Genomic DNA, 25,421 nt, shown 5'->3' with positions numbered 1-25,421 from the left:
CCTTAAGTTGGATAATCTGCGGCCAACTCTGCGAATATAATGGAATTAACTTCATTTACAGCCGATATAATCTTCCGTGCTTATCATTTTCCATCATAAATAGGAAACCCTATTTGTATCTAATCTAAATGGCCCCCACACCAAGGACAATACCGAATTGCAATAACCGGGCTGCCGCCGTCGTGAATAATGATTCCAAACTCTCTGCCATCCTTATCACAGTAGACAAGCTGATCAGGACAGTCGGAGGGATTTTCATGAACATTACATTTAAAAGAAGCATGATACTTCATGTCTTCACAGCAATAGGTTTTCATTTGCTCAACATCCTATTTTTCAATTAAACTGTAAGATTGTTTCCTGTCATTTTCTATACATATTCTGGTTGTTTTATCCTCCACGAAAAAAGCACCTGGAAGCTCCAGGCGCTTTTTATGTTCTATATTATTAGTTCCCGCTTTTAAGTTTTTCAGGCTGCCCTTTAGATAAAAACCAGCCGCCTAAAGCAATCAGAACCATCACGGACCAGAAAATTGTTTTCCAAATAGGTCCTTCAACGAAATCATGAGAAATGAGATGTACAGCCGGGTGTGCAAGGGTATGCATCAACAGCTTGACTCCAACCCAGCCTACCAATACCATTGCCGCCGTTTCAAGGCTTGGACGCTTAACAAGTAACTCAACGAAAAAGCCGGCTGCAAATTTTATGACGATCAGGCCTGCAAGCGCTCCGAGAACAATGACAATAAACTTGGCGCCATCCATACCGCCAATAGCACCGATCGGTGTATCCGGCAAGGCCAGAACCAGCGCTACGGCTGCTAAAATCGAATCGATCGCAAAGGCAATATCCGCTAACGCAATTTGTGCAACTGTTGCGCGGTAGCTTTTCACTTTCGCCTCTTTTTCTTCTCCCTTATTCTTTTTAAGCAGGTGTTTTAAAGCAATAAAAATTAAATAAGCGGCTCCGATAGCTTGTACCTGCCAAACATGGAAAAGAAACGAAATAAGAAAAATCGCTCCAATCCTGAATACAAAAGCTAACATCAGCCCTATATTAATCGCTTTTTTCTGCTGCTCTGCCGGCAGGTTTTTAGCCATGACCGCTAAAACCAGGGCGTTGTCAGCCGATAGAACACCTTCTAGAAGGATTAAAACAATTAAAATCCATCCATACTCTAACAACAAAGACGTGTCCATAATTCCCTCCTTATAATAACCTATGAAAATAGTTTAAACACTTTTAAATTCTAGTATAAAACACATTGTTTGTGAAATGATTCACGGAAAATTTTTCACATAAATATACATACCCTCTTAATATGACCGGCTGAGAAAGCATCAAACCTGAAACAGATACTTTTCACACATTGTTCATTTATTGAATAGCAGGATTGTGCCTGTCCCCTATATGCAGCAAAGGAACTGCCAAGCAGAAAGATCTATCCTTTTATCCAATTCAGCATGAACGGTTCAAGGACAAGCACTTTTTTCTCGTGTTTGTAATACGCTAAACTGATTATTAAAAATAAAAATGGGAGGGTCGAGGATGCAGCGTTTTTACACAGTCCGCCCTGGGGACACGCTTTATCAGCTCGCAAGGCGATGGCAGCTGCCGCTTGAGTCCCTAATTGCTGCCAGTCACTTAAAGGCGCCTTATACGATTTATGTCGGACAGCAGCTTTCTGTTCCCCCTGGTGTTGATACGATTCGCGTTGAGCCGGGGGATACTGTTTTCGGCATTGCTCAATTTTTCGGCGTTCCGCAATCGTTGATTATTGAAGCCAATCAGCTTCGCCCTCCTTATACGATTCAAGTCGGACAATTGCTACAAGTCCCACAGGGCGCACCTTATTATGTAGTGCAGCCTGGAGATACGCTGTTTGACATTGCAAGGCGGTTTAACGTGGTAACAGGAGGACGCATTAATATAGAGCTGATCCGAAAAGCCAATCACCTTCCGTCTGATAGACTGCTGCCTGGTATAAAGCTGTTTATTCCCTATGCCCCTCCCGGCGACGGAGGCTTTATTGCCTACACTTCCAACCGTGGAGGGATGTACGATATATGGCTTTACAATCTAACCAACGGGGAAAATGTACAGTTGACCACAGGGCTGGGAGAATCTTTTTCGGCTCCTTTCTGGTCTCCTGACAGTTCAAAAATCGCTTTTGTTGGAAAAAATAATATTCTTTATATTATTCATTTAATGGAGCGGACTGTTTCTCGAATTGATCAGCTCGAAGAGGGGCTGGGTAGTTATCTCAATTGGTCCCCAGACAGCCAAACGTTAGCGTATACAAACCAAAACCAAATCATTCTGTACTCTCTCTCCACCCATCAACCTCAAAAAATAAAGGAGCCTGGCGCGACAGATGTTCAATGGTTTGCAGACGGGACCGAGCTGCTGTTTCAAGCACCGGATGCATCGGGAACGAGCCAGCTTTACCGTATAAGAAGCGACGGCTCACGTAAACACCAAATTACCCAAAACACTGGCGGACCGCTTCACCATGTACGCCTTTCTCCTAATGAAGCATACGTCTTATTCACCACTCCCGGGGTCAGTATCTCTCTGATTTATACGCTGGAACTTTCTACAGGCAGAATATTTGAAATAAAAGGCGGACCGCTTGCGAAAAACTATTTTCCGGTATGGTCCCCTGATTCATCAACGATTGCTTACAGTGCCACTGCCTTTGAAGAAGCCGGGTATTTTTCATTAATTCGAACGTCTGGAAAGCAGGGAGAAAACGACCGGACAAAAGCTCTTTCTAATTGCTTTGCCACTCCTGTCACATGGTCGCCAAACGGCCGGAAAGTTGCTTATTTGTCAGGATGCAGCACTGAGGAAATCGCGGATGAGATGTGGGTGGTTGATATCCAGCACCCCGTTCCAATACAGCTTGTAAAAGGGGCTTTTATTACCGCTTTACAATGGTCTCCTGCGCCACGTTTGCCGCTGACAAAAACATATACGAATTCTGCCTATCGTGTTCAATTTCATTATCCTTCCCATTGGCAAAAAGTAAGCGACGGGCGGTATGAAGGACCAGATGGTTTCTTTCAAATATCCGCTATTGCTTCAGATGAAGCGATTCATGAAGTCTGCCGTAACGAAGCCTTTCATCCGTTACAGCCATACGGCTCCGCGCCCAGAATCATTCATACAAAAATCCAGCAGCAGGAAGCCTGCTTGATTTTTCCGTCAGAGGACCAGCCTCCGGAAATGAACGGGCAGGCCGCTTTGATCGTCCGCTATCCAAAGCCGGTGCAGATTGAGGGAACGACTTACAACTATTTTATTCTCTGGGCTGATCAGCAGCATGTAAATCAATTAAGTACCTCCCTTCGGTTTCTATAAAAAATAAAGGAGCGAGTCCAAATGGTTTGGACTCACTCCCTTTCTTTTGTGCATGCTGCTTTTAAATGGTCATTTGCTTCTTTTCTTTTGAAACGGCATCTGCTGACCGTGTGTTTCTTTTCAAAAAGAAAGAACCGACAACTAAAACCGCGATCAACAGTGTTAAGAAGAACTGGGATCGAAGGGAATCAATAAATGCCATTGCGATAAAAATAGCCGAAATCGCTAGAATAGTTGCATACGTCAAATACGGAAACAGCCACATTCTGATGCGCAGCGCGCCTGGATTTTCTTTCTCATATTTGCGTCTCAGGCGCAGTTGTGAAAAAGCAATAACAAGATAAACAAGCAGCGCTACTCCCCCGGAAGCGTTTACTAAGAAAAGAAAGATCTTATCCGGAGACAAATAGTTGAATGCCACGCTGATGTAAGAAATAACGGTACAGCCTAAGATCGCCTGAACGGGCACGCCTTTTTTATTAATTTTTAAGAACACGCGAGGCGCGTCTCCATTTTGCGCCATTGCAAGCAGCATCCGTGAACTCGTATAAAGGCCGGAATTCAAGCAGGACAGCACAGCAGTGAGTACGATAAAGTTCATAATTTGTGCTGCAGCTGGAATATTGACCATTTCCAGTACAGATACAAACGGGCTTTTCAAAAGATCCTGGGAATCCCACGGAAGAACCGTTACCAGTACAAGGATAGAGCCCAGATAAAAAATGAGAATGCGGTAAATGACACTATTGGTGGCCACAGTAATCGCTTTTTCAGGATCCGGCGTCTCTCCTGCAGCTGTCGCAACAATTTCGCTTCCCATAAATGAAAACATCACAAGGGTAATGCCTAGGAAAATAGCGCTGATTCCATTCGGGAAAAAGCCGCCGTGGTGTATAAGATTAGATGTTCCAGGTGATTCAATGCCTGGGAAAAATCCAAAGATAATGGCTCCCCCGAGAATTAAAAACAGTCCAATGCTGACTACTTTGATTAATGAGAACCAATACTCAAATTCTCCAAACGATTTAACAGAGTACAAATTTGTCAATGTTAACAAGAAAGTCAGGATCAAACTAACGGACCAGCTTGGCAAAGACGGGAACCAATATTGAATAATGTTTGCTCCGGCAATGGCTTCAACAGCGATTACGATTACCCAGAAAAACCAATACAGCCACCCGATTGTATAGCCTGCCCAGGGACCGAGTGCTTCTCTAGCATAGGTCGCAAACGAGCCGCTTGATGGGTTGACCATCGACATCTCTCCCAGCATGCGCATAACCAAAATGACAAGCAGGCCTGCCAGGGCATAAGAAAAGATTGAAGCAGGGCCTGCCATATTAATAAGCGAGCCGCTTCCTACAAACAATCCGGCTCCAATAATTCCACCTAAAGAAATCATGGTGATATGCCGAATCTTTAAATCTTTCTTTAACTCTGTTGGTGAATGGTTCATCTTCTCACTCTCCTTTAAATATAGAAACAGATGGTAAAAATACGTAAGCGCTTTCTTTCTTGGTTCAGCCATTCCCTTTGATCTTTTAATTTAGCAAACGATGAAATTTTGGAAAGACTGATGACAGTTTAAACAAATCCGTTAAACTAATTTAAACAATTCTGTTAAATAAAATCAAGTTTAAACAAATCTGTTTAACTTGTTACTATGATTATAAATAAATTTCCTTCATTGTAAAGCCATATCGTTATATTTTCTGACAAAGAAATTATTCATTTGGTTTTTCCCTATACAGTCAATCACTTTCTTCCCATGCCCCTTTTCCTCTCTCATATAGGTATCTTTTAGATGTAACCCGCCAACGCTTATACCTTCCTCCGCATAAAAGGTAATCAATCAATGAACGTTCTGACCAGATTATGGTAGAATACGATTAGATATCAATCTCTTCCTGCTCCCCTTTAGCTATCTTTTTTCTTCATTGTTTCTCGGAAGCTGGCGAAATCGTTTGGCTAAAAAGTAGAAAGTACAGTTTATAAATAAAAGATGCCGTGTTGTTTTTTTCGGCATCGAATTATAGGAGTTTGAACAATGGAGGTTACTCTTCTTTTTGGCACAGGTGCCATGACACTTATTTTTGCAGCAGCTTATGTAAAAAACAGGTTTTTAAAACCCGCCAAACCACTTCTTATTTATTCTCTTTTATCACTCGTACTGTTTGTCGTTCTTTGTGTATACAACCTCAATTTGTATAAAGACAACATCAGCGAGGCCGTTTCTTCCTTCGTTCAAGCAGAGCCCGAGAAAGCCATCCAGGAAGAACAGCCCAAAGAAGCAACAGAGCCTGAGCAAAAACAGGCGAGTGTAAGCACAGAAGCGAATGTAACAGAAAAAATTCTGGATGCCCCTTTAATCAATCAAATGCCTGAACTGCCGCGGGGATGTGAAGTGACGAGTCTTGCTATGCTGCTCCAGGATGCGGGTGTGAACGCGGATAAGATGAAGCTTGCCAAAGAAATTAAAAGAGACCCTACACCGATGACGAAGCAAAATGGAAAAACCTATTTTGGCAACCCCCATACGGGTTTTGTCGGTGACATGTATTCCTTTGAAACACCGGGATACGGCGTGTATAATGAGCCGATTTTCGAATTGGCTGAGCGCTATCTTCCTGGCAAAGTAGAAAACATCACCGGGGAAAGCTTTGATAGTGTCATTAACAAACTTAAAGACGACAAAACGGTCTGGATTATTACAAACGCTACATTCAACGTGTTAGGAGAAGAAGAGTTTAGGACGTGGGAAACACCAGATGGACCGGTGGAAATTACGTATAGAGAGCACTCTGTACTCGTGACAGGCTTTGATGAAAACTATATTTATTTTAATGATCCGTTGACAGGAATCAAAAACAATAAATCAAACAAAGCCGCTTTTATTGCTGCGTGGGAACAAATGGGGAAACAAGCGATCAGCTTAAAGTAAAACAAATACTGAACCCCTCAAACACAGGGAGATGTCCATTTGTACTTGGGGGGTTTTCTGTACGGTTCTTCCCAAGATTGAAACAGGTGTTTGTTCACCAGCTAAATAAGGCGTATACAAGAGATCTCCCGCCTTCAGCAAAGTGAAGTTTTATTATTTTAACACTCCCACGGATAAAGCAAACGGGATTCTAAACCCACAAAGATCAAGGTCAGCGGCACATTACTCATGCATACAAAAAGCAGATGGTCTTACTATATATCGCTGTTTTTTACCTGCTTATTGGGTCGGCTTTTGTTTGGGTATTGGCTCAACAGCCTATCCCATTGTTTTTGATACACTTGGCGGGCCGGTTATTCGGTGCATGTGCTTCTTGGCTTTTTAGCGCACTTCAGCTTGTCCACACTGTCCATTATGCTTTGGGCGCTTTTTGGAGGATCCGTAAATAAAGGGAAAATACGTGGCGGGGCGTTCTTTCTGTTTTAATTGGATCCATTTCCATAGTTACGTTAAAAACACGGTTGTATATACAAAAGGCCTTATCTGGCTGATGCTGCCACTTCAACTTTCTTTGGATATCAGGATCATGGAGGATATCATTACAGCTGTTCCTCCCCTAGATTACTGGCAGTTTGGGTGGCTGTTTCTTTATGCCTTGTTCGTTTCAGGCCTGTTTTTTGGAATTATAAAGAAAAACAGGCACCTTAATGACCTGGCCCAGCCCAGTAGATGGGAGAATCGAAACCGTCCAGCCAGAATTATACTTCTTTCGGCAGCTTCATTCCCCCAAAGTGAAACTCTACTTCAAATTTCTGCTCAGCCAGGCGCAAAAGATGCAGGTAACCGGCATCTTGAAAAGGAACAATGCCGGATTTTTTCAGCTCAGCTCCTAAACAGCCAAGGCTGGCCAGCACATCATTTTCCCTTATCTTAGGATAATGATCTTTTCGTTCAATTCTGTAACTGGACGGCTTTTGGTTTAATAATTCTTCATTAATAATGATAAGTGCTTCATCGATTGTGATATTCATTTTACTCTGCTCCTATAAAGAAAATATAAAGCGCTTTCTCTGCATTATATCCACATTTCAGCTCTTTTATTGCTTGTTCTCCTTAAATTCTTTTGTAACTCCTCCATTTTTTTGATCCTTTTATACAAAAATGTTTGTGAAAATGTGACAAAGTTATGAACAAAAGCAAATCGGGACAAAATATAAAGGCAGTGACATCACAAAGAAAGGAAAAGATGCCATGAACCATTCCAAACAAAACCCGGGCCTTTACGATGTAGCCTCCCTTTTAACTTTTGCTGGATTATCTCTTTTAGTCAGCTTGTATGTATGTCTGCAGCAGCCTGATATATATGCCTATATCCTGCCTGCTTTTGCAGTTTTGCTCCTGTCTTCTGCCCATTCCTTTAACCGTCATCATAAAGAACTTAGCAAAAAAGAAGCACAAATGAATGAACGTGCTGCCTTTTACAAGGGGTGCATGATTATGTATTTCGCTTTTTCTCTTTACTTGTTGAGTATCAGCTTTATCTTTTTTACTATTTACTCTTATGGAGGATATATGGTTGTTTGGTCCTGTGCTCCGCTTTCCCTGCTTTGTTTCTTTATGTCCTTGAAAGCAGAAAAAGGATTGACCCATATGTCAACCGACAACACACCGATCCATACGGATGCAGTTTAAGCAAGCAAAACGCCATTCTGTCAAATAAAGAGTCCATTTTGAATAAGGAATGGTCAAAATGGATTCTCCTATTTTAAAAATAGCCATAAAACCATACATATAAGAACCAGATCGACTGAGTTCATTTCTATACTGTCCATTTATGATTTTTTCAAAAATCAACCTAATACGCTCAAGGAACTCCTACAGTATACCCGCAGTAAGAAATAGGAGTTTGCACATAAAAAATTGTATGAAAAGAAAGTCTGCTTTTTTCCTTTTTCTCAAATGGCAGCAGCATATCTGAGAGTCCGTTCGCTTTTTCTTTTACCAGATATCAGGAATTTAATTAGTACAACACGTCCACTTTTTCAAAATAAAAGAAAAAGAGGTTCACTAGGAAAAAAGTGGGGTTTTAATGCATAAAAAAGCAAAAATTGTTTACGCTTTTATTCCCCGGGTATAAGTTGAGCACAACCACTAAAGGAGGTGTTTACCTTGGAACACGTAAAAGCGATTTTGATCAAATTTATCATGATTGCGGTTGTTTTGGGCATCGTCCTTACTGGTATTTATGATGGTGAATTCGGGGATACACTTTTGATTAGTCTTGTGCTCACCGTCGTGGCGTATATCCTTGGCGATCTGCTTTTGTTCCGCAGAACCGGTGACGATCATGGACCGAGCTCAGACTACGTAAAACGTAATACGATTGCAACAGTATCAGACGCTGTGTTAGCTTTTCTAGTCGTCTGGCTAATGGGAAAAGCTCTTTTCATTAACGATGGTGACGTGTTGTCAGCTGCTTTTCTTTCAGCACTCATTATTGCAGCGGGTGAATGGTTCTTCCATAAATACCTGGATGACCATGTTTTCCGTGAAAAACATGCGCACTATGAAGCCTAAACGGTTATAAGCAGCATAGAAAAGCCCCGGATAAAAATCCGGGGCTTTTCTTCGGTTATTTTTCTGCAGCTTTTGTACAAATTTTTAGATTCGAAAGTTTACTGAAATTAATGATGATTAAATATCATACACCTCTTCTCAAGCCAAAGGAGTTTTTTTAATAACTGGGATGCTGTATGACTTCTATCCTCCCTAGCCAATTAACTCCCCTATACCTGTTAACATAATTTTAGTTCCGCTAGAGTCCGGGTCAAAGTCCGAAACGAAAGCAGTTCCTTTAAATTCATCATTTTCACTGCTTTTGATTTTAAAATCAATGTATCCTTTTTCCTCTAATATCGAATCGTCAAATATTTTATGATTCTTGACATTTGATAATTTGGCTTCCCACCTTTGTCTTTCACTGCCTTTATAAACGTGTAAAGTACCCCCATCAAATTCAATCATTTCCCCGGTTTCTTTTATTACAATGTTCTTTAAGTCATACCTTTTTTCATAAAAGCCCATTGTTTATCCAACTCCTTTTAATTTTTATTCAAGAAACAGGGTTTATTTTCCTCCCCTCTTGAATGGATCCTTATTAAAAAGATTGTTAACTTTTAGCCCTATTTAGTTTTTTTACAAAAGTGGTTGATTCATCCAAAAAGTGGGTAACGAAAGAAAGGTAAGAAAATAAAGGGAAAAACCCCCATCTAAAAGGAGGATTCATTATGTTCCGCCATCAAAAAGAACTTCAGTTCGAGGTAAAAGTTGAACGTCCAGATCCAATGCTTGCCCGCCAGATTCAAGAGGTGCTCGGCGGCCAGTTTGGAGAAATGACTGTCATGATGCAATATCTCTTTCAAGGGTTTAACTGCCGTGGAGAAGAAAAATATAAGGATATGCTGATGGATATCGGTACAGAGGAAATCGGCCATGTCGAAATGCTTTGTGCCCTGATCAGCCAGCTCCTAGACGGGGCATCGCCGGAAGCACAGGCCGAAGCAGCGGAAGATCCAGCTATTGCTGCTATCATGGGCGGTATTAACCCACAGCATCTGCTTGTCAGCGGACTTGGCGGCCTGCCGACCAATTCAAACGGTGTGCCGTGGAACGGAAACTATATTGTAGCGAGCGGCAACCTGCTGGCTGATATGCGCTCCAACCTGCATGCTGAATCTCAAGGGCGCCTGCAGGTTGCACGCCTATACCATATGACAAAAGATGAAGGTGTTCGTACTGTATTCCGGAAAATGCTCGCACGCGACCGGTATCATCAATATCAGTGGATGGCTGCTATCCAAGAACTTGAAGAGAAAAATGGCGTAGTGGTGCCTGCCTCATTCCCTGCTGAGGCGGAGCAGGAAGCACAGCCTCATGCTTATGAATTCTGGGATCTTTCAGAAGGAACAGCTTCTTCTACAGGTCTTTGGGCCACAGGAAGTGCACCGGATGGAACAGGAGATTATGTCTATCTGGCAAATCCATCTCCAAAAGGGCAAATCCCTAATCCGGAGATTCCTTCCCCAGCTCTCCACCACGATCTAGATGCTAAAAAAGTTTCTTCTAAATGACAGAATGACATTTTAATACTTTATCAAAAACAAAAGGCACTAAACAGAGTGCCTTTTGTTTTTGATTTTATCTTCTTGGTTTATAAGAATAACAAGTTTAATTGATGAACAACCAGGAGAGCTTGTGTCTAAGCTTTTATACCTTTAAACAAGAAGCTGAGAGCAAGCACCTAGATAAGCAATAAAGCGCTCCAGTATTCTTAATGTCCGTTAAGCAAAAATAAGCACCGGGTTTTTATCTACCGGTTCCACAGACCGGTCATTCAGGAGACAACGTTTTCACTTCTCAAAAAACATCCTACCCTGTAGGATACTCAACCAATGACTGTTTTGCATTTAGGGCAATAATGCTCCCAATAAGAACCATCTTCTGTTACTCTTTCATCCAATTCTGTTTCCTCAAACTGGCCTTCCCATTTGCAGCTTGGGCATTTCAAAATGTCTAATTCAGCCATCATATTCACCTCGAAGTTATTATGCGAAGTTAGGTAAATTTAATCCCATTCCTTGAACAACTTTTTGTACCATTCCACGCTCCCCTCAATCTTTCGTACGTTTGTAGATTCATCTACTTGTATTCAGCGGCAAAGAAATTTCCCGCCTAGCTTTTCTGTGAAAAATCCATTATACATCGTCCTTTTTCGCTTGCAGCTAAATAAGCTGTTCAGCTTTTTCATTTAGCCGTGACTGAAAAAGCAAGCGGGTGTAAGGATGACTGAAGCTCCGGTGATTCCCTGGTTGAACCGTTTCAATAATCTCTCCTTCATACATGACCATGATGCGGCCACAAAGCTGCTCGGCCGATTGAAGGTCATGCGTAATAAATAAAAAGGCGATTTGCTGCTGTTTTTGAACCTGCTTCAGCATACGAACAATCGCGTTTTGTGAAGGCGGGTCAAGGCTCGCGATTGATTCATCAAAAATAATTAAATCCGGCCGGGCGGCTAATGCTTTCGCGATACAAACCCGCTGCTTCTGTCCCCCGCTCAGCCCATGCGGATATCGAGACAAAAAGGAAGCATCAAGGCCTACTAAATCGAGCAGTTCTCTGCATGCCGCTAAACGGCCTTCTTTATCGAAAGAATGAAAGTTCCGTAAAGGCTCTTCCAGTACCTCCCTTACACACATACCCGGATATAAAGAAGAGGAGGCATCCTGAAGAACAAGCTGAGCATGCTTGTATATGTATGTGTCTTTCCCTCTTCTGCCAACCGGCTGTCCTTTTACTTTGATTTGCCCTGATGTAGGAGATTCCATATTCATAATCAGCTTGGCCAGCGTGCTTTTTCCGCAGCCGCTTTCTCCCACAAGCCCCATGCTTTCTCCTTTTGCAATGGAGAAGCTGACTCCATGAACCGCTTTAAACGAAGCGGCTGGCTTAAACAGCCCTCTCCGCTTCGTGTATTCCTTTGTGACATTTTGAAGTTCGAGAATCATATATGTACCAGCCCTCCTTCCTTCATCTGCACGACCCGGTCAGCAAATCGGCTTACACTATCGTGATCATGGGAAATAAGCAAAATTGTCAGCCCTAATTCGGCTTGAAGCTTTTTAAAAAGCCTTAATACCTTTTCCCTATTAATGACATCGAGCGCGGTAGTCGGTTCATCGGCAATTAAAAGTTTAGGCTCCAGGCTCAGCATCATAGCCAGCAGCACACGCTGGCGCATGCCTCCGCTGAGTTCAAACGGATAAGCAGATAAAATGGCTTCCGGCTCCACAAAACCGACTTGTGTTAAAAGTGTATGCAGGCAGGCGGCAGCTTCTTTTTTAGGCCGCTTTTTTGTTTGGTTCAGCGTCTCAACCATTTGCTTTTTCACCGTACGGATCGGATCTAACCCGTTAAGCGAGTGCTGGATCAAAAGCGCAATTTCCCGGCCGCGCAGCTGCTGCCAGCCTGCTTCGTCATTGCACATAATAGGCTGTCCTTTATAATAAATATGTCCACTGGTGACCATACAGCTCTTTTCGAGCATCCCAGCCAGTGCATGAGCGGTTACACTTTTTCCACAGCCGCTCGGTCCTGTTAAAGCGACCATCTCTCCCCTGTACAGCTCAAATGACACATCTCGAACAAGCGGTTTAGCCTGCCTGCCCTCAACGCTGGAAATCTCTATGTTTTCGACTTTCAATAAAGGTTGTTCCATACTGCTTATCAAATCCTCTTTAAAGTGGTGAACAATCTGTTTAAATATATTAGCTGTAAATCAATGTGTACCCATCTATTTTAAATCATCGCAAACCGAATGAAAAATATGATGTAAGAAACCACTGATACCGACAGCTTTGTTGAACCCTTTTTTAACACGGACAACAAAAAAAGCATGATTCCTAGCAGGAATCATGCTTTTAATTTAAGGCTTACATCAATCGTATCTCCTGTAAACCCGTGCAATAAAAGAACTGCTTTATTTCCATCACGGTAGGTAAAAGACTTAGGTGCCACAACTTTTATCCTTTCCCCCAAAACCAAAATGACATAATCATCTATTTCATGTGTGAGCTGCTTTTGTACGTTTTGCTTTATCTAACATCTCTACTATACAAATGAAAACCTAAAGTGAATAATGCCTATTAGTCATATGTTTCATGCATATTATCCATTAGAAGTTACCTGTATCAACCAGTAAAGTATTCCATATATCGGCAACTGTATATATATCAGTAAACTTTTCTTACTTTTTCAGTTTAGTCCATATTCAGATCCAGCCTCTTCACGTATAATCAAAAATTGTACTGAAAAGAACTATTTTAGAGCTGAATTTTTGGAGGAAAAGAATTGAGACAAAAGAAAATAATTATCCCTCTGCTCCTCTTGATCTTATTAGGATACGGTATTTACTGGGCTTTTTTTGATATGGGCCGTTTGCCAAAGGGCGATTTCATTTCAGAAGCAGATTCTCCAAATGGAGACTATACCGTCAAAGCTTATGTTTCTAGTGGAGGAGCCACTACTGATTTTGCGGTTCGCGGTGAATTACATTTTAATAGAGAAAACAAAAAGCCAAAAAATATTTACTGGAATTATCATGAGCAACAAGCCTTGATAAAATGGCTGGATCAGGATACAGTCATCATTAATGGTCATCGGCTGGATGTCCCTCATGATGTGTTTGATTTTCGAAAAAATTGAAAAAGCACCTTGATTCCTAAATCAAAAGAGGAGCCCATACTATTTAACGTATGGGCTCCTTTCTTAATAGGAAACGTCCTCTCTTGTTCTTTTTCAAACCCAGCCCCGGAACGTTGAAGCTTCTGCTACACGTCTGATTCCGACCATATAAGCAGCCAGGCGCATATCAACCTGTAAAGATTTTGACGTTTGATAGATATTTTCAAATGATGAAACCATCACTTTTTGAAGCTTTTCCATGACTTCTTCCTCTGTCCAGTAATAGCCTTGATTATTTTGAACCCACTCAAAGTAAGAAACCGTCACCCCGCCCGAACTCGCCAGTATATCTGGCACAAGCAGCACATTGCGTTCGCTTAATATTTTGGTAGCCTCCAGCGTAGTTGGGCCATTTGCTGCTTCCACCACAACGGATGCTTTAATTCTGTCTGCATTTTCTTCTGTAATTTGATTCGAAATAGCAGCGGGAACTAGGATATCACAGTCAAGCTCCAGCAGCTCTTGGTTGGTGATCGTGTCTTCAAAAAGATTGGTGATATTGCCAAAGCTGTCCCGGCGGTCCAGCAAATACGGAATATCCAGCCCTTCCGGCTCGTAAATGCCACCAAACACGTCGGAAACGCCAATAATTTTTGCACCTTCTGCATGCAGGAATTTAGCCAAGAAGCTGCCGGCATTCCCAAATCCCTGTATAACCACACGGGCACCTTTTAATTCAATCCCTTTTTTATTTAAAGCTTCTTCGATACAAATCATAACCCCTTGGGCAGTCGCTGTTTCTCTTCCATGTGATCCTCCGAGTACTAAAGGCTTTCCTGTAATAAATCCAGGTGAATCGAATTCACGGATGTGGCTGTATTCATCAAGCATCCAGGCCATAATCTGTGAATTTGTGTAAACATCTGGAGCTGGAATATCTTTTGACGGACCTACAATCTGGCTGATGGCTCGTACGTATCCGCGGCTTAATTGTTCAAGCTCTCTCATTGACATTTGCTGCGGATCGCAGATAATGCCGCCTTTTCCTCCTCCATAAGGAAGGTTCGTAATACCGCATTTTAACGTCATCCATACGGATAACGCTTTTACTTCTTCTTCTGTCACATGAGGATGAAAGCGGACGCCGCCCTTTGTAGGTCCGACCGCATCATTGTGCTGTGCACGGTAACCGGTAAATACTTTTACTTCTCCGTTATCCATTCTTACCGGAATCCGAACAGTCATCATCCGCATCGGCTCTTTTAGCAGCTCATACAAAGATTCTGAGTACCCTAACTCTGTAAGCGCTTGATGAATAATTTCTTGCGTTGACCGGAATAAGCTGACGTTCTCTTTTTTCTTTTGTTCTTTAGGAATTGGTGCTGTTTTTTTAATAATAGCCATATTCTCACCTCATAGTAGTTTGTTTTGTTTTAAATACGTATCTGTTTAACAAGTGCCTTTCTTCGCGCCAAATCACTGAAGAAAGCGCAAACCGGGTCTATGTTTCATCTGCTTCCCTGCGTAAAATCTTTTGCGGGATGATGACTGTTTTAATTGAGCATGATAAATGACTCTCGCTTTAGAGTCTGATTTTCACAAATTTGAAATCGCTTCCGTTAGTATGTCAAGAAAGCCTCCCTTACAGCCAAACCTCTTTAGCTGCCGTTAGCTTCTATATGTTTTTTGTCTCTGTTATTCCAATAAGCTGGCGGATCAGCTGCTGACTGTTTTTGCCCAGCTATGCTCTTTCCATTTAGAGCCGATCATGCCATATTCCATTTTTAAAATCTTGTCTGCTTTTTCGTCAAAGTAAACGGTCAGCCATTTTTGATACTTGGCCAGCCTATAATACGTTTTATTGGAGAAGGTAATAGAATCGGGCGCGTACAGTTTATACGTTAAGTCGGTAAAGCCTTCTTCCACAATATGAATTTCGTCAATTTCCTGTACAATATCAGCGTTTTCTTCAAAGCAGCGTTTCATTTCTTGAAAACTTGAGCAGTTTTTGATCATTGCAATATCTTTTTCTCCCCAAATGTATTTGAATCAGTCCCAAGGATGATCAGTGGTAATAAAAACGGTTAATTCTTGACTTTTTTTCTTTCTTTCTTTTCTCATTCTGGCACGCTCGGCAGCACTTTCATTCAATCTTTTTTCTTCTTCTGTTTCAGGAATCACCTTTGGAACGGGTGTCGGTTTTTTATGCTGGTCCAGTGCTACAAAGTTTAATAATGCAGTCGCTGCGATTTTTCTTTTCCCGCTTTTCAAGTCCTCTGTAATGATCTTTACAAATACCTCCATGGAGGATACGCCGGTCCATGATACATAAGATTCAAAACAAACCGAGTCGGTTGTTTGAATCGGATTCCAAAAATCAATTGAATCGGCCGATGCTGTTACACAGTCTCTCCGGCTGTGGCGTGCTGCGGATGTGGAGGCAACTTGATCCAAATGATTCATTAACCGGCCGCCAAACAATGTATTATGATTATTCACATCACTGGGAAATACTCTCGTTGTTCGTATCACCTTTGACTCCCTGCAATATTTCGCATCCATGCTTCTTTTCCTCGTTCCTTCTTCTCTTATTCTTATTTAGTGAAGAGATCTTTACATGCACCTTATGACATATAACCCTATCAGACTTTATAAATGGGAAGCCGCTTATAAAATGGTATTTTTTTCATAAACAGCTCAAAACAAGCCTTCCTTATTTATGAAGCTTACCCTTAAGCAAATACCTGCTTGATCTTGTCAATGGCCCAGTCTAATTCTTCTCTGGAAATGACCAAAGGAGGTGCAAAGCGAATTACGGTTTCATGTGTTTCTTTACACAACAGCCCTTTTTCCTTCAGCTGTTCACAGTATGGACGGGCGGGCTCATTCAATTCCATCCCAATAAACAGTCCGCGTCCTCTTACCTCTTTAATAGAAGGATGATCGATACTTGAAAGCTGCTCTTTCAAATAATTGCCGAGCTCTTCTGAACGCTGCACAAGCTGTTCTTCTTCAATCACATCAAGAGAAGCAGTTGATACCGCACAAGCAAGCGGATTGCCTCCAAATGTCGAGCCATGAGATCCGGCATTGAAAACGCCTAAGATACCGGCGTTAGCGACCACACAGGAAATTGGGAATACTCCGCCGCCCAGTGCTTTTCCAAGAATCAGCATATCCGGTTCTACACCTTCCCACTCACAGGCAAACAGACGGCCTGTCCGTCCCAGGCCTACCTGGATTTCATCAGCAATAAATAAGACATTATTTTCTTTACATAAAGCAGCCGCTTCCTTTAAAAACCCTGCCGGCGGCACAATAATTCCAGCTTCTCCCTGGATCGGCTCTATGATAAAAGCAGCTGTCTGCGGTGTGATCGCTGCTTTCAGTGCTTCAAGATTGCCATATGGAATCAGCTTAATGCCCGGAAGCATCGGTCCAAACCCTCTTTGATATTCTGCTTCTGAAGAAAGAGAAACCGCTGCCATTGTACGGCCATGGAAGTTTCCGATGCACGCGATGATTTCAGCCCGGTTGTCTGCAATCCCTTTTACTTCATAGCCCCAGCGGCGGGCAGCTTTGATCGCTGTTTCTACAGCTTCGGCCCCTGTATTCATCGGAAGAGCCATTTCTTTTCTCGTCAGCGTGCAGATTTTTTCATACCAGGGTCCGAGCTGGTCATTGTGAAAAGCACGAGAAGTCAGAGTAACCCGGTCTGCCTGGTCTTTCAGCGCCTGAATGATTTTCGGATGGCGATGCCCCTGGTTTACCGCGGAGTACGCACTCAGCATATCCATATAACGGCTGCCCTCCGGGTCTTTTATCCAAACACCTTCCGCCTCCGAAACGACGATCGGCAGCGGATGATAGTTATGGGCGCCAAATTCTTCTGTTTGCTGAATCACTTTTTCTGAATGTGTCATTGATATTGCCATGTTCGTTCCCCCTATTAGTTGTTTGATTCAATTCGAAAAACTGCATCTGTACACCAGCCGGATATACAGATGCTTTTTTACTTAAAATGTTTCCGAGATCGTTTTTCCCTGCATATGCAGCAGCAAATAATCCGGGCTGCCTGCTTTAGAGTCTGTACCCGACATATTGAAACCGCCAAATGGCTGGTAGCCGACAATGGCACCCGTACAGCCCCGGTTAAAATACAGGTTTCCTACATGAAATTCTTTTTCCGCACGCTCAAGATGATAAGGGTTCTTGGAAAGCAGTGCACCCGTTAAGCCGTATTCTGTGTTGTTTCCAATCGCCAGCAGGCGGTCAAAATCATCCGCTTTGCAAAAAGCCACTACAGGACCGAAAATTTCTTCCTGCATCAGTCTGTCTTTTTCTTTTACATCCGCAAAAATCGTTGGCTGAATAAAATAGCCTTTTGTTTGATCTCCTTCACCGCCGGCCACAAGGCGTCCTTCCTCCTTACCAATTTCGATGTATTCCATAATTTTTTTGTATGCTCTCTCGTCAATGACAGGACCCATATATGTACCGCTCTCTTCAGGGCTGCCCAGTGTCAGGGTTTTTGTTAAAGCAACCGCTTTTTCAAGTACCTCGTCATACACATCCTGGTGTACAACTGCCCGGGAGCCGGCTGAGCATTTCTGGCCGGAGAATCCGAAAGCAGAATACACGATCGAAGAAGCTGCCAAGTCCAGGTCCGCATCTTTATCCACGAGTACGGTATCTTTTCCGCCCATTTCAGCAATGACACGCTTTAACCAGATTTGTCCTGGATGTACTTTCGCAGCCCGTTCATAAATCCGGCATCCAACTTCACGGGAGCCTGTAAAAGAAACAAAGCGTGTTTTAGGATGGTCAACAAGATAGTCGCCGATCTCTGCTCCGCTGCCCGGCACATAATTTAACACGCCTGCCGGCAATCCTGCCTGCTCCATTACTTCTACAAACTTTGCAGCGATAACCGGAGTAGCGGCAGCTGGTTTTAATAGAACCGTATTTCCTGTGACAATAGCGGCTACGACGGTGCCGGCCATAATCGCAAGCGGGAAGTTAAATGGCGAGATCACGACCCCAACGCCTAATGGAATATACGAAAATTTATTGTTCTCACCAGGACGGCTTTCTACCGGCGCGCCATTTTTTAGTTCAATCATTTGGCGGGCATAATACTCTAAAAAGTCGATGGCTTCTGCTGTATCTGCGTCGGCTTCTTTCCACGGCTTCCCTGCCTCTTTCACAAGGTAGCCGGAGAATTCATGCTTACGGCGACGAATGATCGCCGCTGCACGGAACAGGATATTGGCACGAAATTCCGGGTCTGCTGTTTTCCATTTTTCAAAGGCCTGCAGTGCTGCCTGCATCGCTTGTTCTGCGCGCTCTTTATCCGCTAACGAAATCGTTCCAATCACTTCTTCTTTTTGGGCTGGATTAATAGAAACAGCTTTTTTATCCGAAGTGATTTTCTCTCCCCCGATCACAAGCGGGTATTCTTTTCCAAGCTGTGTATTTACATAGGCAAGCGCCTCTTTAAATGCCTGCTTGTTTTCTTCTCTTGAAAAATCCGTAAATGGTTCATGTTTGTACGTAATCACCACGATGTGTCCCTCCAATAAGTTTTTTTCACCCTCACCCAATCTATTGCAATATCCGTGCCAACTTGAAAAAGCTAATTTCTTTGCGTTTTTCCCTGAGGCTTTTTGTCCAAAGCGCAAATTTTTTTTGCGAAAAGCAAAAAATAAAATTATTTTGTATTCATCAAAAAAACCTCCAATTCTCACAAATGAATACAAATGTATATTTATTCAAAAAAATGTCTAGTTGAACCGTTTTCATTTTTGTGTTTTTAATAGATAACGATAGTACAACAGCCAGGGAGGTTACAAAAATGAAAAACAGAAACGTTTCTATTATTGGTGTACCAATGGATTTAGGACAAACCCGCCGCGGTGTAGATATGGGTCCAAGTGCGATCCGCTACGCCGGAGTCGAAGAGCAGCTTGAACAGCTCGGCTATGCCGTATATGATGAAGGCAATATCACCGTAGAATTAAAAGAAAGAGCGGCTGCTGATCCCGATACCAATTTAAAAAATCTTGCAGCTGTTGCAGAAGGAAATGAATTGCTCGCAAAAAAAATCCAGGAAAGCACCGCGCAGGATCGATTTCCTTTGATACTTGGAGGCGATCATAGTATTGCGATCGGTACGCTCGCAGGAGTCGCAAAGGACAACCCGAATTTAGGTGTTATTTGGTTTGATGCCCATGGAGATTTAAATACGGCGGAAACATCCCCTTCAGGAAATATTCACGGAATGCCTCTTGCTGTAAGTATTGGACTTGGACATCCTCTCCTTACCAACATTGGCGGTTATGCTCCCAAAATCAAACCTGAAAACATTGTTATTATCGGTGCCCGTGACTTGGATGATGGAGAAAGAGAATTAATTAAAGAAAAAGGCATTAAGGTGTACACGATGCATGAAATTGACCGCCTTGGCATGACTTCCGTTATGCAGGAAACGATCAGCTACTTGCGGGAAAGAACGAATGGGGTTCACCTTTCGCTTGATCTGGATGGACTAGATCCGCAGGAAGCACCAGGCGTTGGAACACCTGTGCCAGGCGGCATTACATATCGCGAAGGCCATCTTGCAATGGAAATGCTTGAGGAGGAAGGTATTATTACATCCGCGGAATTTGTGGAAGTAAACCCGATTTTAGATGAAAAGAACAAAACAGGAAATGCTGCTGTTGCACTTATTTGCTCTTTGTTCGGGGAAAAGCTGCTTTAATGATCTAAATGTAAACAAAAATAGTTAGAATCTTTTCATAAGTGCAAATTTTTCAATCTAAACGACAGAAAAATTTGCACTGCTTCACGCTAATCTTAGATTATCCCTTTATTTTAAGCTCTTTCTGCAGACGCTTTGAGCTGGCACAAAACTTGCATATGAAAAAGTATAAGGCATAGATCTTATGAAAGCGTTACCAAATTCTAGGAGCAAGGGAGGAACTACAATGAAAGTAACTGAAAACCAAGAACTACAACGAACCATGAAGACCAGACACTTATTTATGATCTCACTCGGAGGGGTTATCGGCTCTGGCTTGTTCCTCGGATCGGGCTATACGATTAATCAAGCCGGAGCCGGGGGAGCCATTTTAGCATTTTTAGTCGGCGGCTTTGTGATGTATTTAACGATGGTCTGCCTTGGGGAACTGGCAGTGGCGATGCCTGTCTCCGGTTCTTTCCAGACGTATACCACAAAATTTATCGGCCCTGGTGCAGGCTTTGCTCTCGGCTGGACATACTGGCTCGGCTGGGCCGTTACCGTTGCCTTGGAATTTCTGGCTGCCGGACAGCTGATGGGCAGATGGTTTCCTGATATACCGACATGGATTTGGTGTGCGGTGTTTGCCGTTCTGCTCTTCTCACTCAATGCCCTGTCGGCCAGGGCATTTGGGGAAGCAGAATTCTGGTTCTCCGGCATTAAAATTGTGGCGATCCTTTTGTTTATTATTCTCGGCGGCGCGGCGATGTTTGGACTGATTGACATGAAAGGCGGCCAGGAAGCACCCTTTTTCTCGAACTATGCCTCGGACGGCCTGCTTCCACACGGCGTCACCGCCCTGCTGATTACGATGATTGCGGTTAACTTTTCATTCCAGGGAACTGAATTAATCGGGATTGCGGCTGGGGAAAGTGAAAACCCGGAAAAAACCATTCCAAAGTCGATCAAACAGTCGGTGTGGCGCACCCTTGTATTCTTTGTCTTATCGATTTTTGTCCTGGCCGGCTTAATTCCTTCGGACCAGGCAGGCGTAACGGAAAGCCCGTTTGTTTTGGTGCTCGACAGCATCGGTATTCCGTATGCGGCTGATATTATGAACTTTGTTATTTTGACGGCTCTTTTGTCAGTTGGAAACTCGGGCCTGTATGCGGCTTCCCGCATGCTGTACTCGCTTTCGAAAGAAGGCATGGCGACTCCTGCCCTGGCAAGAGTAAACAAAAAAGGCATTCCGATGAACTCGCTTATTTTGACGCTTGGCATCGCTCTTCTATCGCTGTTATCCGGCTTTTTTGCAGAAGAAACCGTCTTTCTCTGGCTGCTTTCTATTGCCGGTCTCGGTGCCCAGGTCGGCTGGATTTCCATCACCGCTTCCCAGATTGCGTTCCGCAGAAAATACGTCCGGGAAGGCGGCAATGTAGCGGACTTGAAATTCAAAGCGCCTCTTTATCCGTTTCTTCCGCTGCTGGGCCTTGTGCTGAACTGCACTGTCCTGGTCAGCATGGCATTTAATCCAGACCAGCGGCTTGCCCTTTATTGCGGGGTTCCATTTATGCTAGCCTGCTATGCGATCTATCACTTGAAGATCAAGAAAAACCAGGCGATTGAAAAAGAACAGCAGGAAATTCAATTGTCAGCTGATAAAAAAATGCTGCTTTAAAAAAGATAACTGCGCTTTTCCGCTAAATGAAGGACAGGCGAGCAATGGATGAAATTATAAAAAGCGATCTTTCTCCTAAAAAGAAAGATCGCTTTTTTTATGGCAGAATGATTGTAACGAAAGATGTATATAAATAAGAAATGCCTTTTGCACGTCCTTTTTACTCATACATACTTGAGGCGTACAATATATCCGCTACAGTCTTCCATGATGGCTGTTCTGGCTTAGGCTCTTGCCTGTTTTGATAATACCCATCCATATCGATCACCCACGCTTCCATTGCTTCTAAATACCTTTCAAGTGTGGGATTCTCCCATTGAGCTTTATTATTTTGCAGGTCTATCCTTAAAAGGGAAATAAACCTCGCTAAATCTTCCCTGCTTGTGATAGAATCTATACTTTTATATAGTTCCATTCCTATATCTCCTTCTTTTATAAGTTCCTCAACTGGCGGCAAATCATGTCCTTTACTATTATATATAGGCAGGACACCAGCATTTGTTCAATCATAAGATGGGATTGTTCCAGTAAGCCGCTCATTCTAAAAGCATAATCCTCCCATTGCCGCATGCCCGCACAAATTCATTTCATGTCCAGGCGTGATACCGAATTCGAAAATCAGCTTCATCTGAAGAAACAACAAAACAGTTTCGTTAAATCCTACTGCCGCTGCGATGGCTAACATCTGTTTTTCCGTATAATCATTACTGTTTAACACAACGCTAGCCGGATTCCCTTTCTCAGGAATCGAACTAAACGCATTGGTATGCTTATACGTCCACCTCTCCTACAATGAGTTCCCCTTACTTATGTAAATGTGCCTGCTCGTCTCAAAATCATCACTATTATACCTTAATTGGTTAAATTAAGCATAATTTATGACATATCGGCCTTCACTTTCTCTACCAGAAATGAATGACTGTCTATCCCGGTTCATTAACCATTTGTATGAATATCGTATTGTTTTTTTGTATAGTAAGGCATCATACAAAATGGAATGCCGACTATAGCGTTGCCAATATCGGCGGCTATATTGCTAAAGGTGAAAAACTCATAAAAAGCCGCTTCCGCTTCTTTACTGTATTGCTCGCTTTAATCCTTTCTGGCTTTATATTTTGCACTAACCTAAAACCTGCTATCATCTATAAAACATCTACAGCATAGGAGCCATTTAAACCTGAGCCATCTTAGATTTTTCGCTTATCAGTTCATCCTCATTAGTGGATTTATCGCGGTGGGCTCTTACTACAATGAACATATCAGCAAACCATTTGACCGTACAGAGCTCTTCGTAGTAGGCATATCTACTTTCCTTGTTTTACCAGAATCCCACTTAATGGATAGCCTTTATGAACACCTACGCCCTATACGGGTAATGGATAAAATTCTTGCCATTATTCTAGCTTCCCTGCATAGGGTTGCTGCTTGGCGAAATAACGTTCTAAGGCTCCTTTATTGATCTTTTATTGGGACGAATATAAGGGTAGAATGAATGAATCGGGTAGTTAAAAAGGAAGTGGGCATTTTGAGAAAGCAAGTTTATGTTTACCCGCTACTCTTGGTGAGTTTATGGGCCGTGTTGGTCAGTCGCTTTTTCTTTAAAGAATTTGCGGATTACCTGGATGTCTTATTTATTATTGTTTTATTGCTTATGGCGGCTTACTCGTATCGAAGAAAAAGAAATAAAAAAATCATGTAACCTATACATTCATTCAACGGTTACATGATCCCTTACCTAGTGGCAATTAATTAAAATTTACATAGATACTTCCCCACCTAGGAAAGCAACCACAAAAACGAAGAGGTATCTTAAAGGAGAAAAAAGCTCAGTTTTTGTACAGCGCTTGATTTAAGTGTGCTTTTAACCGAAAAAAGTATTTCTTAAAGACTGAATTGGAAAACAGTTTTTTCTCTCCTCATGTTACTTATACTAATTCTCCGATAAACCATACCTCTCCTTCATATGTTTCATCTTCATCTACTATTTCTTCTCTAAACCCCAGGACATGCATGTTTCCCGGAATAGATAATCCCCACTCTGCTGCAATATTTTTTTGCTCGGATAAAGGAATCCATTTTTGGTATTCGTCGTCCCTTTTAAAAAATCTGTTAAAATAGTGATCGCCTTCGAAGACGATCATCTGGGAATCCCTTAAGCCAGGTAAGCTGATGGATGCAACAACACGATAGTGCTGCTGATTTACTGGTTTGATATCAATCAAATGGGCTGCCCTGTCGATTAAAGCCTGCATACAAAGTCGTTTAATACTAGCAGGCGTTTTTTCAGAGTCGATAAAATGCTGGGCTATAGGCAGGTGCATATGCCAGTAATGCTTGTAAAAATCATCAGGAAATTCCCTCGTATGATATTCAATCAGCGCAATCATATTTCTTGTTTTTCTTTTTAAGCCCCTCACTTTTTGTTTACTCATTCGATCTTTCCTTTCAGATAAACACTGGCTCCCAATACATTAAAGCAGCGTGAAATGGATATACGTATTCGTATGTACCGTTCTTTTCTATCACATATTTACGTAACACACACTCTACATCTTGAAGGTCGTAGTGAGCGTCTAAAATTTTCGTACTATTATCCTTCACTAACTGTTCATAGGAAGAATAGCATTTCCGGCTTTGCAGCTTCACCATCTTGCAGCTGGCCATAATGCCAAGCTGGTGCAGCACGTTTAAGATGTGGATATAATCCCGGCGCCTTAGGTTGATACTGTAGCCCATTTGATGTAGCTCCATATAATGCGGCTTTTCAGGACCTGTTGTCATTCCCACAATAGCCAGCCGGTTTGCGGACTCATTCATTTTCAATAAAGCTTTTCCTATATCGTACATTCGATAGAAGCAATTAAAACCAAATACGACGTCATACTTTTCACTTTCTTTATCAATTTCCCATTTAGCGCAAATCAGTTCCAGGTTGCTTACCCCTTTAGCAGCAGCCTGTGACTCCAAAAACTCTACAATACTTTTTGAACTGTCTATACCGGTCAGCTTTTGAACATGATCGGCAATATCAAACGTATAATTGCCCCACCCAGGGCCAATTTCCAGTACATGGTCGTCACTGTGTAAAAGAGGAAGAAGCTCCTGCTGCACGGCTATTGCATACGGATCCGGCTTATGTGATGTTTTCTTTTCCATCATAGAGGCCCAAAAAGCTTCTTCTGCCTGGTCATCCCTTAACCGCTCGGGTATATGTCCATTATGATCTTTCATCGATTCCTGCCACAGCTCAATATAATCATAGCCTTTTTCAATTATTGCCTTCATCTTATTCTCTCCCAGTCTAACTCAATAGTATTTTTGAAGATAACATGCTCATTATGCAAACTGCTTCGGTGTATATATGAACAAGTCAAAAGCTTTAATAGTTCTTCTTTTAGATCATTTACTTTTCAATACATACAGCATACATGATGATAAAACAGCTCTGAGTATGTAA

General features: G+C 42.4%; 25 protein-coding genes and 2 pseudogenes. 9 read left to right on the top strand and 18 right to left on the bottom strand.

Annotated features, from left to right (window positions below; all coding sequences use genetic code 11):
* Positions 1-119: 119 nt before the first annotated feature.
* Both L2D08_RS24560 and L2D08_RS18550 read right to left on the bottom strand, forming a co-directional pair.
* Positions 120-317: a DUF6980 family protein gene (locus tag L2D08_RS24560; RefSeq protein WP_375337614.1), complete on the bottom strand. Its 198-nt coding sequence runs from the start codon at positions 315-317 to the stop codon at positions 120-122.
* A gap of 130 nt (positions 318-447) precedes the next feature.
* A complete protein-coding gene (locus tag L2D08_RS18550; protein WP_242236040.1) occupies positions 448-1,200 on the bottom strand; it encodes a TerC family protein in 753 nt (250 codons plus the stop codon).
* Between the two features lie 349 nt (positions 1,201-1,549).
* Between L2D08_RS18550 and L2D08_RS18545 the strand changes: the two genes are divergently transcribed.
* Positions 1,550-3,364: a LysM peptidoglycan-binding domain-containing protein gene (locus tag L2D08_RS18545; protein WP_242236038.1), complete on the top strand. Its 1,815-nt coding sequence runs from the start codon at positions 1,550-1,552 to the stop codon at positions 3,362-3,364.
* Positions 3,365-3,425: 61 nt separating this feature from the next.
* On the opposite strand, the gene L2D08_RS18540 is transcribed toward L2D08_RS18545, so the two are convergent.
* Positions 3,426-4,820, bottom strand: a complete 1,395-nt coding sequence (locus tag L2D08_RS18540) for an amino acid permease (RefSeq protein WP_242236036.1) — start codon at positions 4,818-4,820, stop codon at positions 3,426-3,428.
* A gap of 591 nt (positions 4,821-5,411) precedes the next feature.
* On the opposite strand from L2D08_RS18540, the gene L2D08_RS18535 reads away from it, so the two are divergent.
* Entirely contained in the window at positions 5,412-6,305 is an 894-nt protein-coding gene (locus L2D08_RS18535; protein ID WP_242236034.1) for a C39 family peptidase, read from the top strand.
* A 758-nt stretch (positions 6,306-7,063) separates the two neighbouring features.
* On the opposite strand, the gene L2D08_RS18530 is transcribed toward L2D08_RS18535, so the two are convergent.
* Positions 7,064-7,336: a hypothetical protein gene (locus L2D08_RS18530; protein WP_242236033.1), complete on the bottom strand. Its 273-nt coding sequence runs from the start codon at positions 7,334-7,336 to the stop codon at positions 7,064-7,066.
* A 220-nt stretch (positions 7,337-7,556) separates the two neighbouring features.
* Here L2D08_RS18530 and L2D08_RS18525 point away from each other — a divergent pair, with 220 nt between their 5' ends.
* Together L2D08_RS18525 and L2D08_RS18520 are read left to right on the top strand one after the other, a co-directional pair.
* Positions 7,557-7,997: a hypothetical protein gene (locus tag L2D08_RS18525; protein WP_242236031.1), complete on the top strand. Its 441-nt coding sequence runs from the start codon at positions 7,557-7,559 to the stop codon at positions 7,995-7,997.
* A 477-nt stretch (positions 7,998-8,474) separates the two neighbouring features.
* Positions 8,475-8,882, top strand: coding sequence for a YndM family protein (locus L2D08_RS18520; protein ID WP_242236030.1), 408 nt, complete (start codon positions 8,475-8,477; stop codon positions 8,880-8,882).
* A 192-nt stretch (positions 8,883-9,074) separates the two neighbouring features.
* On the opposite strand, the gene L2D08_RS18515 is transcribed toward L2D08_RS18520, so the two are convergent.
* The gene (locus L2D08_RS18515; RefSeq protein WP_242236029.1) at positions 9,075-9,389 is read right to left on the bottom strand and encodes a hypothetical protein; all 315 of its coding nucleotides are present in this window, start codon (positions 9,387-9,389) and stop codon (positions 9,075-9,077) included.
* Between the two features lie 203 nt (positions 9,390-9,592).
* Here L2D08_RS18515 and L2D08_RS18510 point away from each other — a divergent pair, with 203 nt between their 5' ends.
* Entirely contained in the window at positions 9,593-10,435 is an 843-nt protein-coding gene (locus L2D08_RS18510; RefSeq protein ID WP_242236028.1) for a manganese catalase, read from the top strand.
* Positions 10,436-10,749: 314 nt separating this feature from the next.
* Here L2D08_RS18510 and L2D08_RS18505 read toward each other — a convergent pair whose 3' ends face one another.
* The 4 genes and pseudogenes from L2D08_RS18505 to L2D08_RS18490 form a co-directional block, all read right to left on the bottom strand.
* Positions 10,750-10,890 (bottom strand): hypothetical protein, encoded by a 141-nt coding sequence (locus L2D08_RS18505; RefSeq protein ID WP_242236026.1) that lies wholly within the window; start codon positions 10,888-10,890, stop codon positions 10,750-10,752.
* A gap of 196 nt (positions 10,891-11,086) precedes the next feature.
* Positions 11,087-11,872 (bottom strand): ABC transporter ATP-binding protein, encoded by a 786-nt coding sequence (locus tag L2D08_RS18500; protein WP_242236024.1) that lies wholly within the window; start codon positions 11,870-11,872, stop codon positions 11,087-11,089.
* Positions 11,869-12,582 (bottom strand): ATP-binding cassette domain-containing protein, encoded by a 714-nt coding sequence (locus tag L2D08_RS18495; protein ID WP_242236022.1) that lies wholly within the window; start codon positions 12,580-12,582, stop codon positions 11,869-11,871. The genes L2D08_RS18500 and L2D08_RS18495 overlap by 4 nt, the downstream gene beginning before the upstream one ends.
* A 209-nt stretch (positions 12,583-12,791) precedes the next feature.
* Positions 12,792-12,890: pseudogene (locus L2D08_RS18490) on the bottom strand (carboxylesterase); the annotation flags it as partial.
* Positions 12,891-13,214: 324 nt separating this feature from the next.
* Here L2D08_RS18490 and L2D08_RS18485 point away from each other — a divergent pair.
* Positions 13,215-13,568 carry a DUF5412 domain-containing protein gene (locus L2D08_RS18485; protein ID WP_242236020.1) on the top strand — a complete coding sequence of 118 codons (354 nt, stop codon included), beginning with the start codon at positions 13,215-13,217 and terminating at the stop codon, positions 13,566-13,568.
* 93 nt (positions 13,569-13,661) lie between these two features.
* Here the strand turns inward: L2D08_RS18485 and L2D08_RS18480 are convergent, their stop codons facing one another.
* From L2D08_RS18480 to pruA, 5 genes are all read right to left on the bottom strand, one after another.
* Positions 13,662-14,951: a Glu/Leu/Phe/Val family dehydrogenase gene (locus L2D08_RS18480; RefSeq protein WP_242236017.1), complete on the bottom strand. Its 1,290-nt coding sequence runs from the start codon at positions 14,949-14,951 to the stop codon at positions 13,662-13,664.
* 312 nt (positions 14,952-15,263) lie between these two features.
* Positions 15,264-15,563: a hypothetical protein gene (locus L2D08_RS18475; RefSeq protein WP_242236015.1), complete on the bottom strand. Its 300-nt coding sequence runs from the start codon at positions 15,561-15,563 to the stop codon at positions 15,264-15,266.
* Positions 15,564-15,596: 33 nt separating this feature from the next.
* Complete coding sequence (locus L2D08_RS18470) at positions 15,597-16,109, bottom strand: acyl-CoA thioesterase (RefSeq protein WP_242236014.1); 513 nt, start codon at positions 16,107-16,109, stop codon at positions 15,597-15,599.
* Positions 16,110-16,279: 170 nt separating this feature from the next.
* Positions 16,280-17,470, bottom strand: coding sequence for an ornithine--oxo-acid transaminase (locus L2D08_RS18465; RefSeq protein WP_242236083.1), 1,191 nt, complete (start codon positions 17,468-17,470; stop codon positions 16,280-16,282).
* Between the two features lie 93 nt (positions 17,471-17,563).
* Positions 17,564-19,111, bottom strand: a complete 1,548-nt coding sequence (gene pruA, locus L2D08_RS18460; RefSeq protein ID WP_242236012.1) for an L-glutamate gamma-semialdehyde dehydrogenase — start codon at positions 19,109-19,111, stop codon at positions 17,564-17,566.
* A 290-nt stretch (positions 19,112-19,401) separates the two neighbouring features.
* Here pruA and rocF point away from each other — a divergent pair, with 290 nt between their 5' ends.
* Positions 19,402-20,307, top strand: a complete 906-nt coding sequence (gene rocF / locus L2D08_RS18455) for an arginase (protein WP_242236010.1) — start codon at positions 19,402-19,404, stop codon at positions 20,305-20,307.
* A gap of 226 nt (positions 20,308-20,533) precedes the next feature.
* Positions 20,534-21,964 carry an amino acid permease gene (locus L2D08_RS18450; protein WP_242236007.1) on the top strand — a complete coding sequence of 477 codons (1,431 nt, stop codon included), beginning with the start codon at positions 20,534-20,536 and terminating at the stop codon, positions 21,962-21,964.
* Between the two features lie 160 nt (positions 21,965-22,124).
* Here L2D08_RS18450 and L2D08_RS18445 read toward each other — a convergent pair whose 3' ends face one another.
* Complete coding sequence (locus tag L2D08_RS18445; RefSeq protein WP_242236005.1) at positions 22,125-22,379, bottom strand: DUF7660 family protein; 255 nt, start codon at positions 22,377-22,379, stop codon at positions 22,125-22,127.
* A 126-nt stretch (positions 22,380-22,505) separates the two neighbouring features.
* Positions 22,506-22,715, bottom strand: a pseudogene (locus L2D08_RS24555) (PhzF family phenazine biosynthesis protein); the annotation flags it as partial.
* A gap of 741 nt (positions 22,716-23,456) precedes the next feature.
* Here L2D08_RS24555 and L2D08_RS18440 point away from each other — a divergent pair.
* The gene (locus L2D08_RS18440; RefSeq protein WP_242236003.1) at positions 23,457-23,663 is read left to right on the top strand and encodes a hypothetical protein; all 207 of its coding nucleotides are present in this window, start codon (positions 23,457-23,459) and stop codon (positions 23,661-23,663) included.
* Between the two features lie 226 nt (positions 23,664-23,889).
* Here the strand turns inward: L2D08_RS18440 and L2D08_RS18435 are convergent, their stop codons facing one another.
* Both L2D08_RS18435 and L2D08_RS18430 read right to left on the bottom strand, forming a co-directional pair.
* Positions 23,890-24,396 carry a DUF3916 domain-containing protein gene (locus tag L2D08_RS18435; RefSeq protein ID WP_242236001.1) on the bottom strand — a complete coding sequence of 169 codons (507 nt, stop codon included), beginning with the start codon at positions 24,394-24,396 and terminating at the stop codon, positions 23,890-23,892.
* Positions 24,397-24,409: 13 nt separating this feature from the next.
* Positions 24,410-25,249 carry a class I SAM-dependent methyltransferase gene (locus L2D08_RS18430; RefSeq protein ID WP_242235998.1) on the bottom strand — a complete coding sequence of 280 codons (840 nt, stop codon included), beginning with the start codon at positions 25,247-25,249 and terminating at the stop codon, positions 24,410-24,412.
* Between the last annotated feature and the right edge of the window lie 172 nt (positions 25,250-25,421).

The sequence above is a fragment of the Domibacillus sp. PGB-M46 genome, assembly GCF_022668875.1.
GTDB lineage: Bacteria > Bacillota > Bacilli > Bacillales > Domibacillaceae > Domibacillus.
The sequence above is the reverse complement of the archived record's forward strand: the minus strand, read 5'-3'. Positions and strand labels throughout refer to the sequence as shown.

Coding starts and splice junctions, on each gene's coding strand:
- L2D08_RS24560 (WP_375337614.1), bottom strand. CDS start 317: ATGAAAACCTATTGCTGTGAAGACATGAAGTATCATGCTTCTTTTAAA.
- L2D08_RS18550 (WP_242236040.1), bottom strand. CDS start 1,200: ATGGACACGTCTTTGTTGTTAGAGTATGGATGGATTTTAATTGTTTTA.
- L2D08_RS18545 (WP_242236038.1), top strand. CDS start 1,550: ATGCAGCGTTTTTACACAGTCCGCCCTGGGGACACGCTTTATCAGCTC.
- L2D08_RS18540 (WP_242236036.1), bottom strand. CDS start 4,820: ATGAACCATTCACCAACAGAGTTAAAGAAAGATTTAAAGATTCGGCAT.
- L2D08_RS18535 (WP_242236034.1), top strand. CDS start 5,412: ATGGAGGTTACTCTTCTTTTTGGCACAGGTGCCATGACACTTATTTTT.
- L2D08_RS18530 (WP_242236033.1), bottom strand. CDS start 7,336: ATGAATATCACAATCGATGAAGCACTTATCATTATTAATGAAGAATTA.
- L2D08_RS18525 (WP_242236031.1), top strand. CDS start 7,557: ATGAACCATTCCAAACAAAACCCGGGCCTTTACGATGTAGCCTCCCTT.
- L2D08_RS18515 (WP_242236029.1), bottom strand. CDS start 9,389: ATGGGCTTTTATGAAAAAAGGTATGACTTAAAGAACATTGTAATAAAA.
- L2D08_RS18510 (WP_242236028.1), top strand. CDS start 9,593: ATGTTCCGCCATCAAAAAGAACTTCAGTTCGAGGTAAAAGTTGAACGT.
- L2D08_RS18505 (WP_242236026.1), bottom strand. CDS start 10,890: ATGGCTGAATTAGACATTTTGAAATGCCCAAGCTGCAAATGGGAAGGC.
- L2D08_RS18500 (WP_242236024.1), bottom strand. CDS start 11,872: ATGATTCTCGAACTTCAAAATGTCACAAAGGAATACACGAAGCGGAGA.
- L2D08_RS18495 (WP_242236022.1), bottom strand. CDS start 12,582: ATGGAACAACCTTTATTGAAAGTCGAAAACATAGAGATTTCCAGCGTT.
- L2D08_RS18480 (WP_242236017.1), bottom strand. CDS start 14,951: ATGGCTATTATTAAAAAAACAGCACCAATTCCTAAAGAACAAAAGAAA.
- L2D08_RS18475 (WP_242236015.1), bottom strand. CDS start 15,563: ATGATCAAAAACTGCTCAAGTTTTCAAGAAATGAAACGCTGCTTTGAA.
- L2D08_RS18470 (WP_242236014.1), bottom strand. CDS start 16,109: ATGGATGCGAAATATTGCAGGGAGTCAAAGGTGATACGAACAACGAGA.
- L2D08_RS18465 (WP_242236083.1), bottom strand. CDS start 17,470: ATGACACATTCAGAAAAAGTGATTCAGCAAACAGAAGAATTTGGCGCC.
- rocF (WP_242236010.1), top strand. CDS start 19,402: ATGAAAAACAGAAACGTTTCTATTATTGGTGTACCAATGGATTTAGGA.
- L2D08_RS18450 (WP_242236007.1), top strand. CDS start 20,534: ATGAAAGTAACTGAAAACCAAGAACTACAACGAACCATGAAGACCAGA.
- L2D08_RS18445 (WP_242236005.1), bottom strand. CDS start 22,379: ATGGAACTATATAAAAGTATAGATTCTATCACAAGCAGGGAAGATTTA.
- L2D08_RS18440 (WP_242236003.1), top strand. CDS start 23,457: ATGAATCGGGTAGTTAAAAAGGAAGTGGGCATTTTGAGAAAGCAAGTT.
- L2D08_RS18435 (WP_242236001.1), bottom strand. CDS start 24,396: ATGAGTAAACAAAAAGTGAGGGGCTTAAAAAGAAAAACAAGAAATATG.
- L2D08_RS18430 (WP_242235998.1), bottom strand. CDS start 25,249: ATGAAGGCAATAATTGAAAAAGGCTATGATTATATTGAGCTGTGGCAG.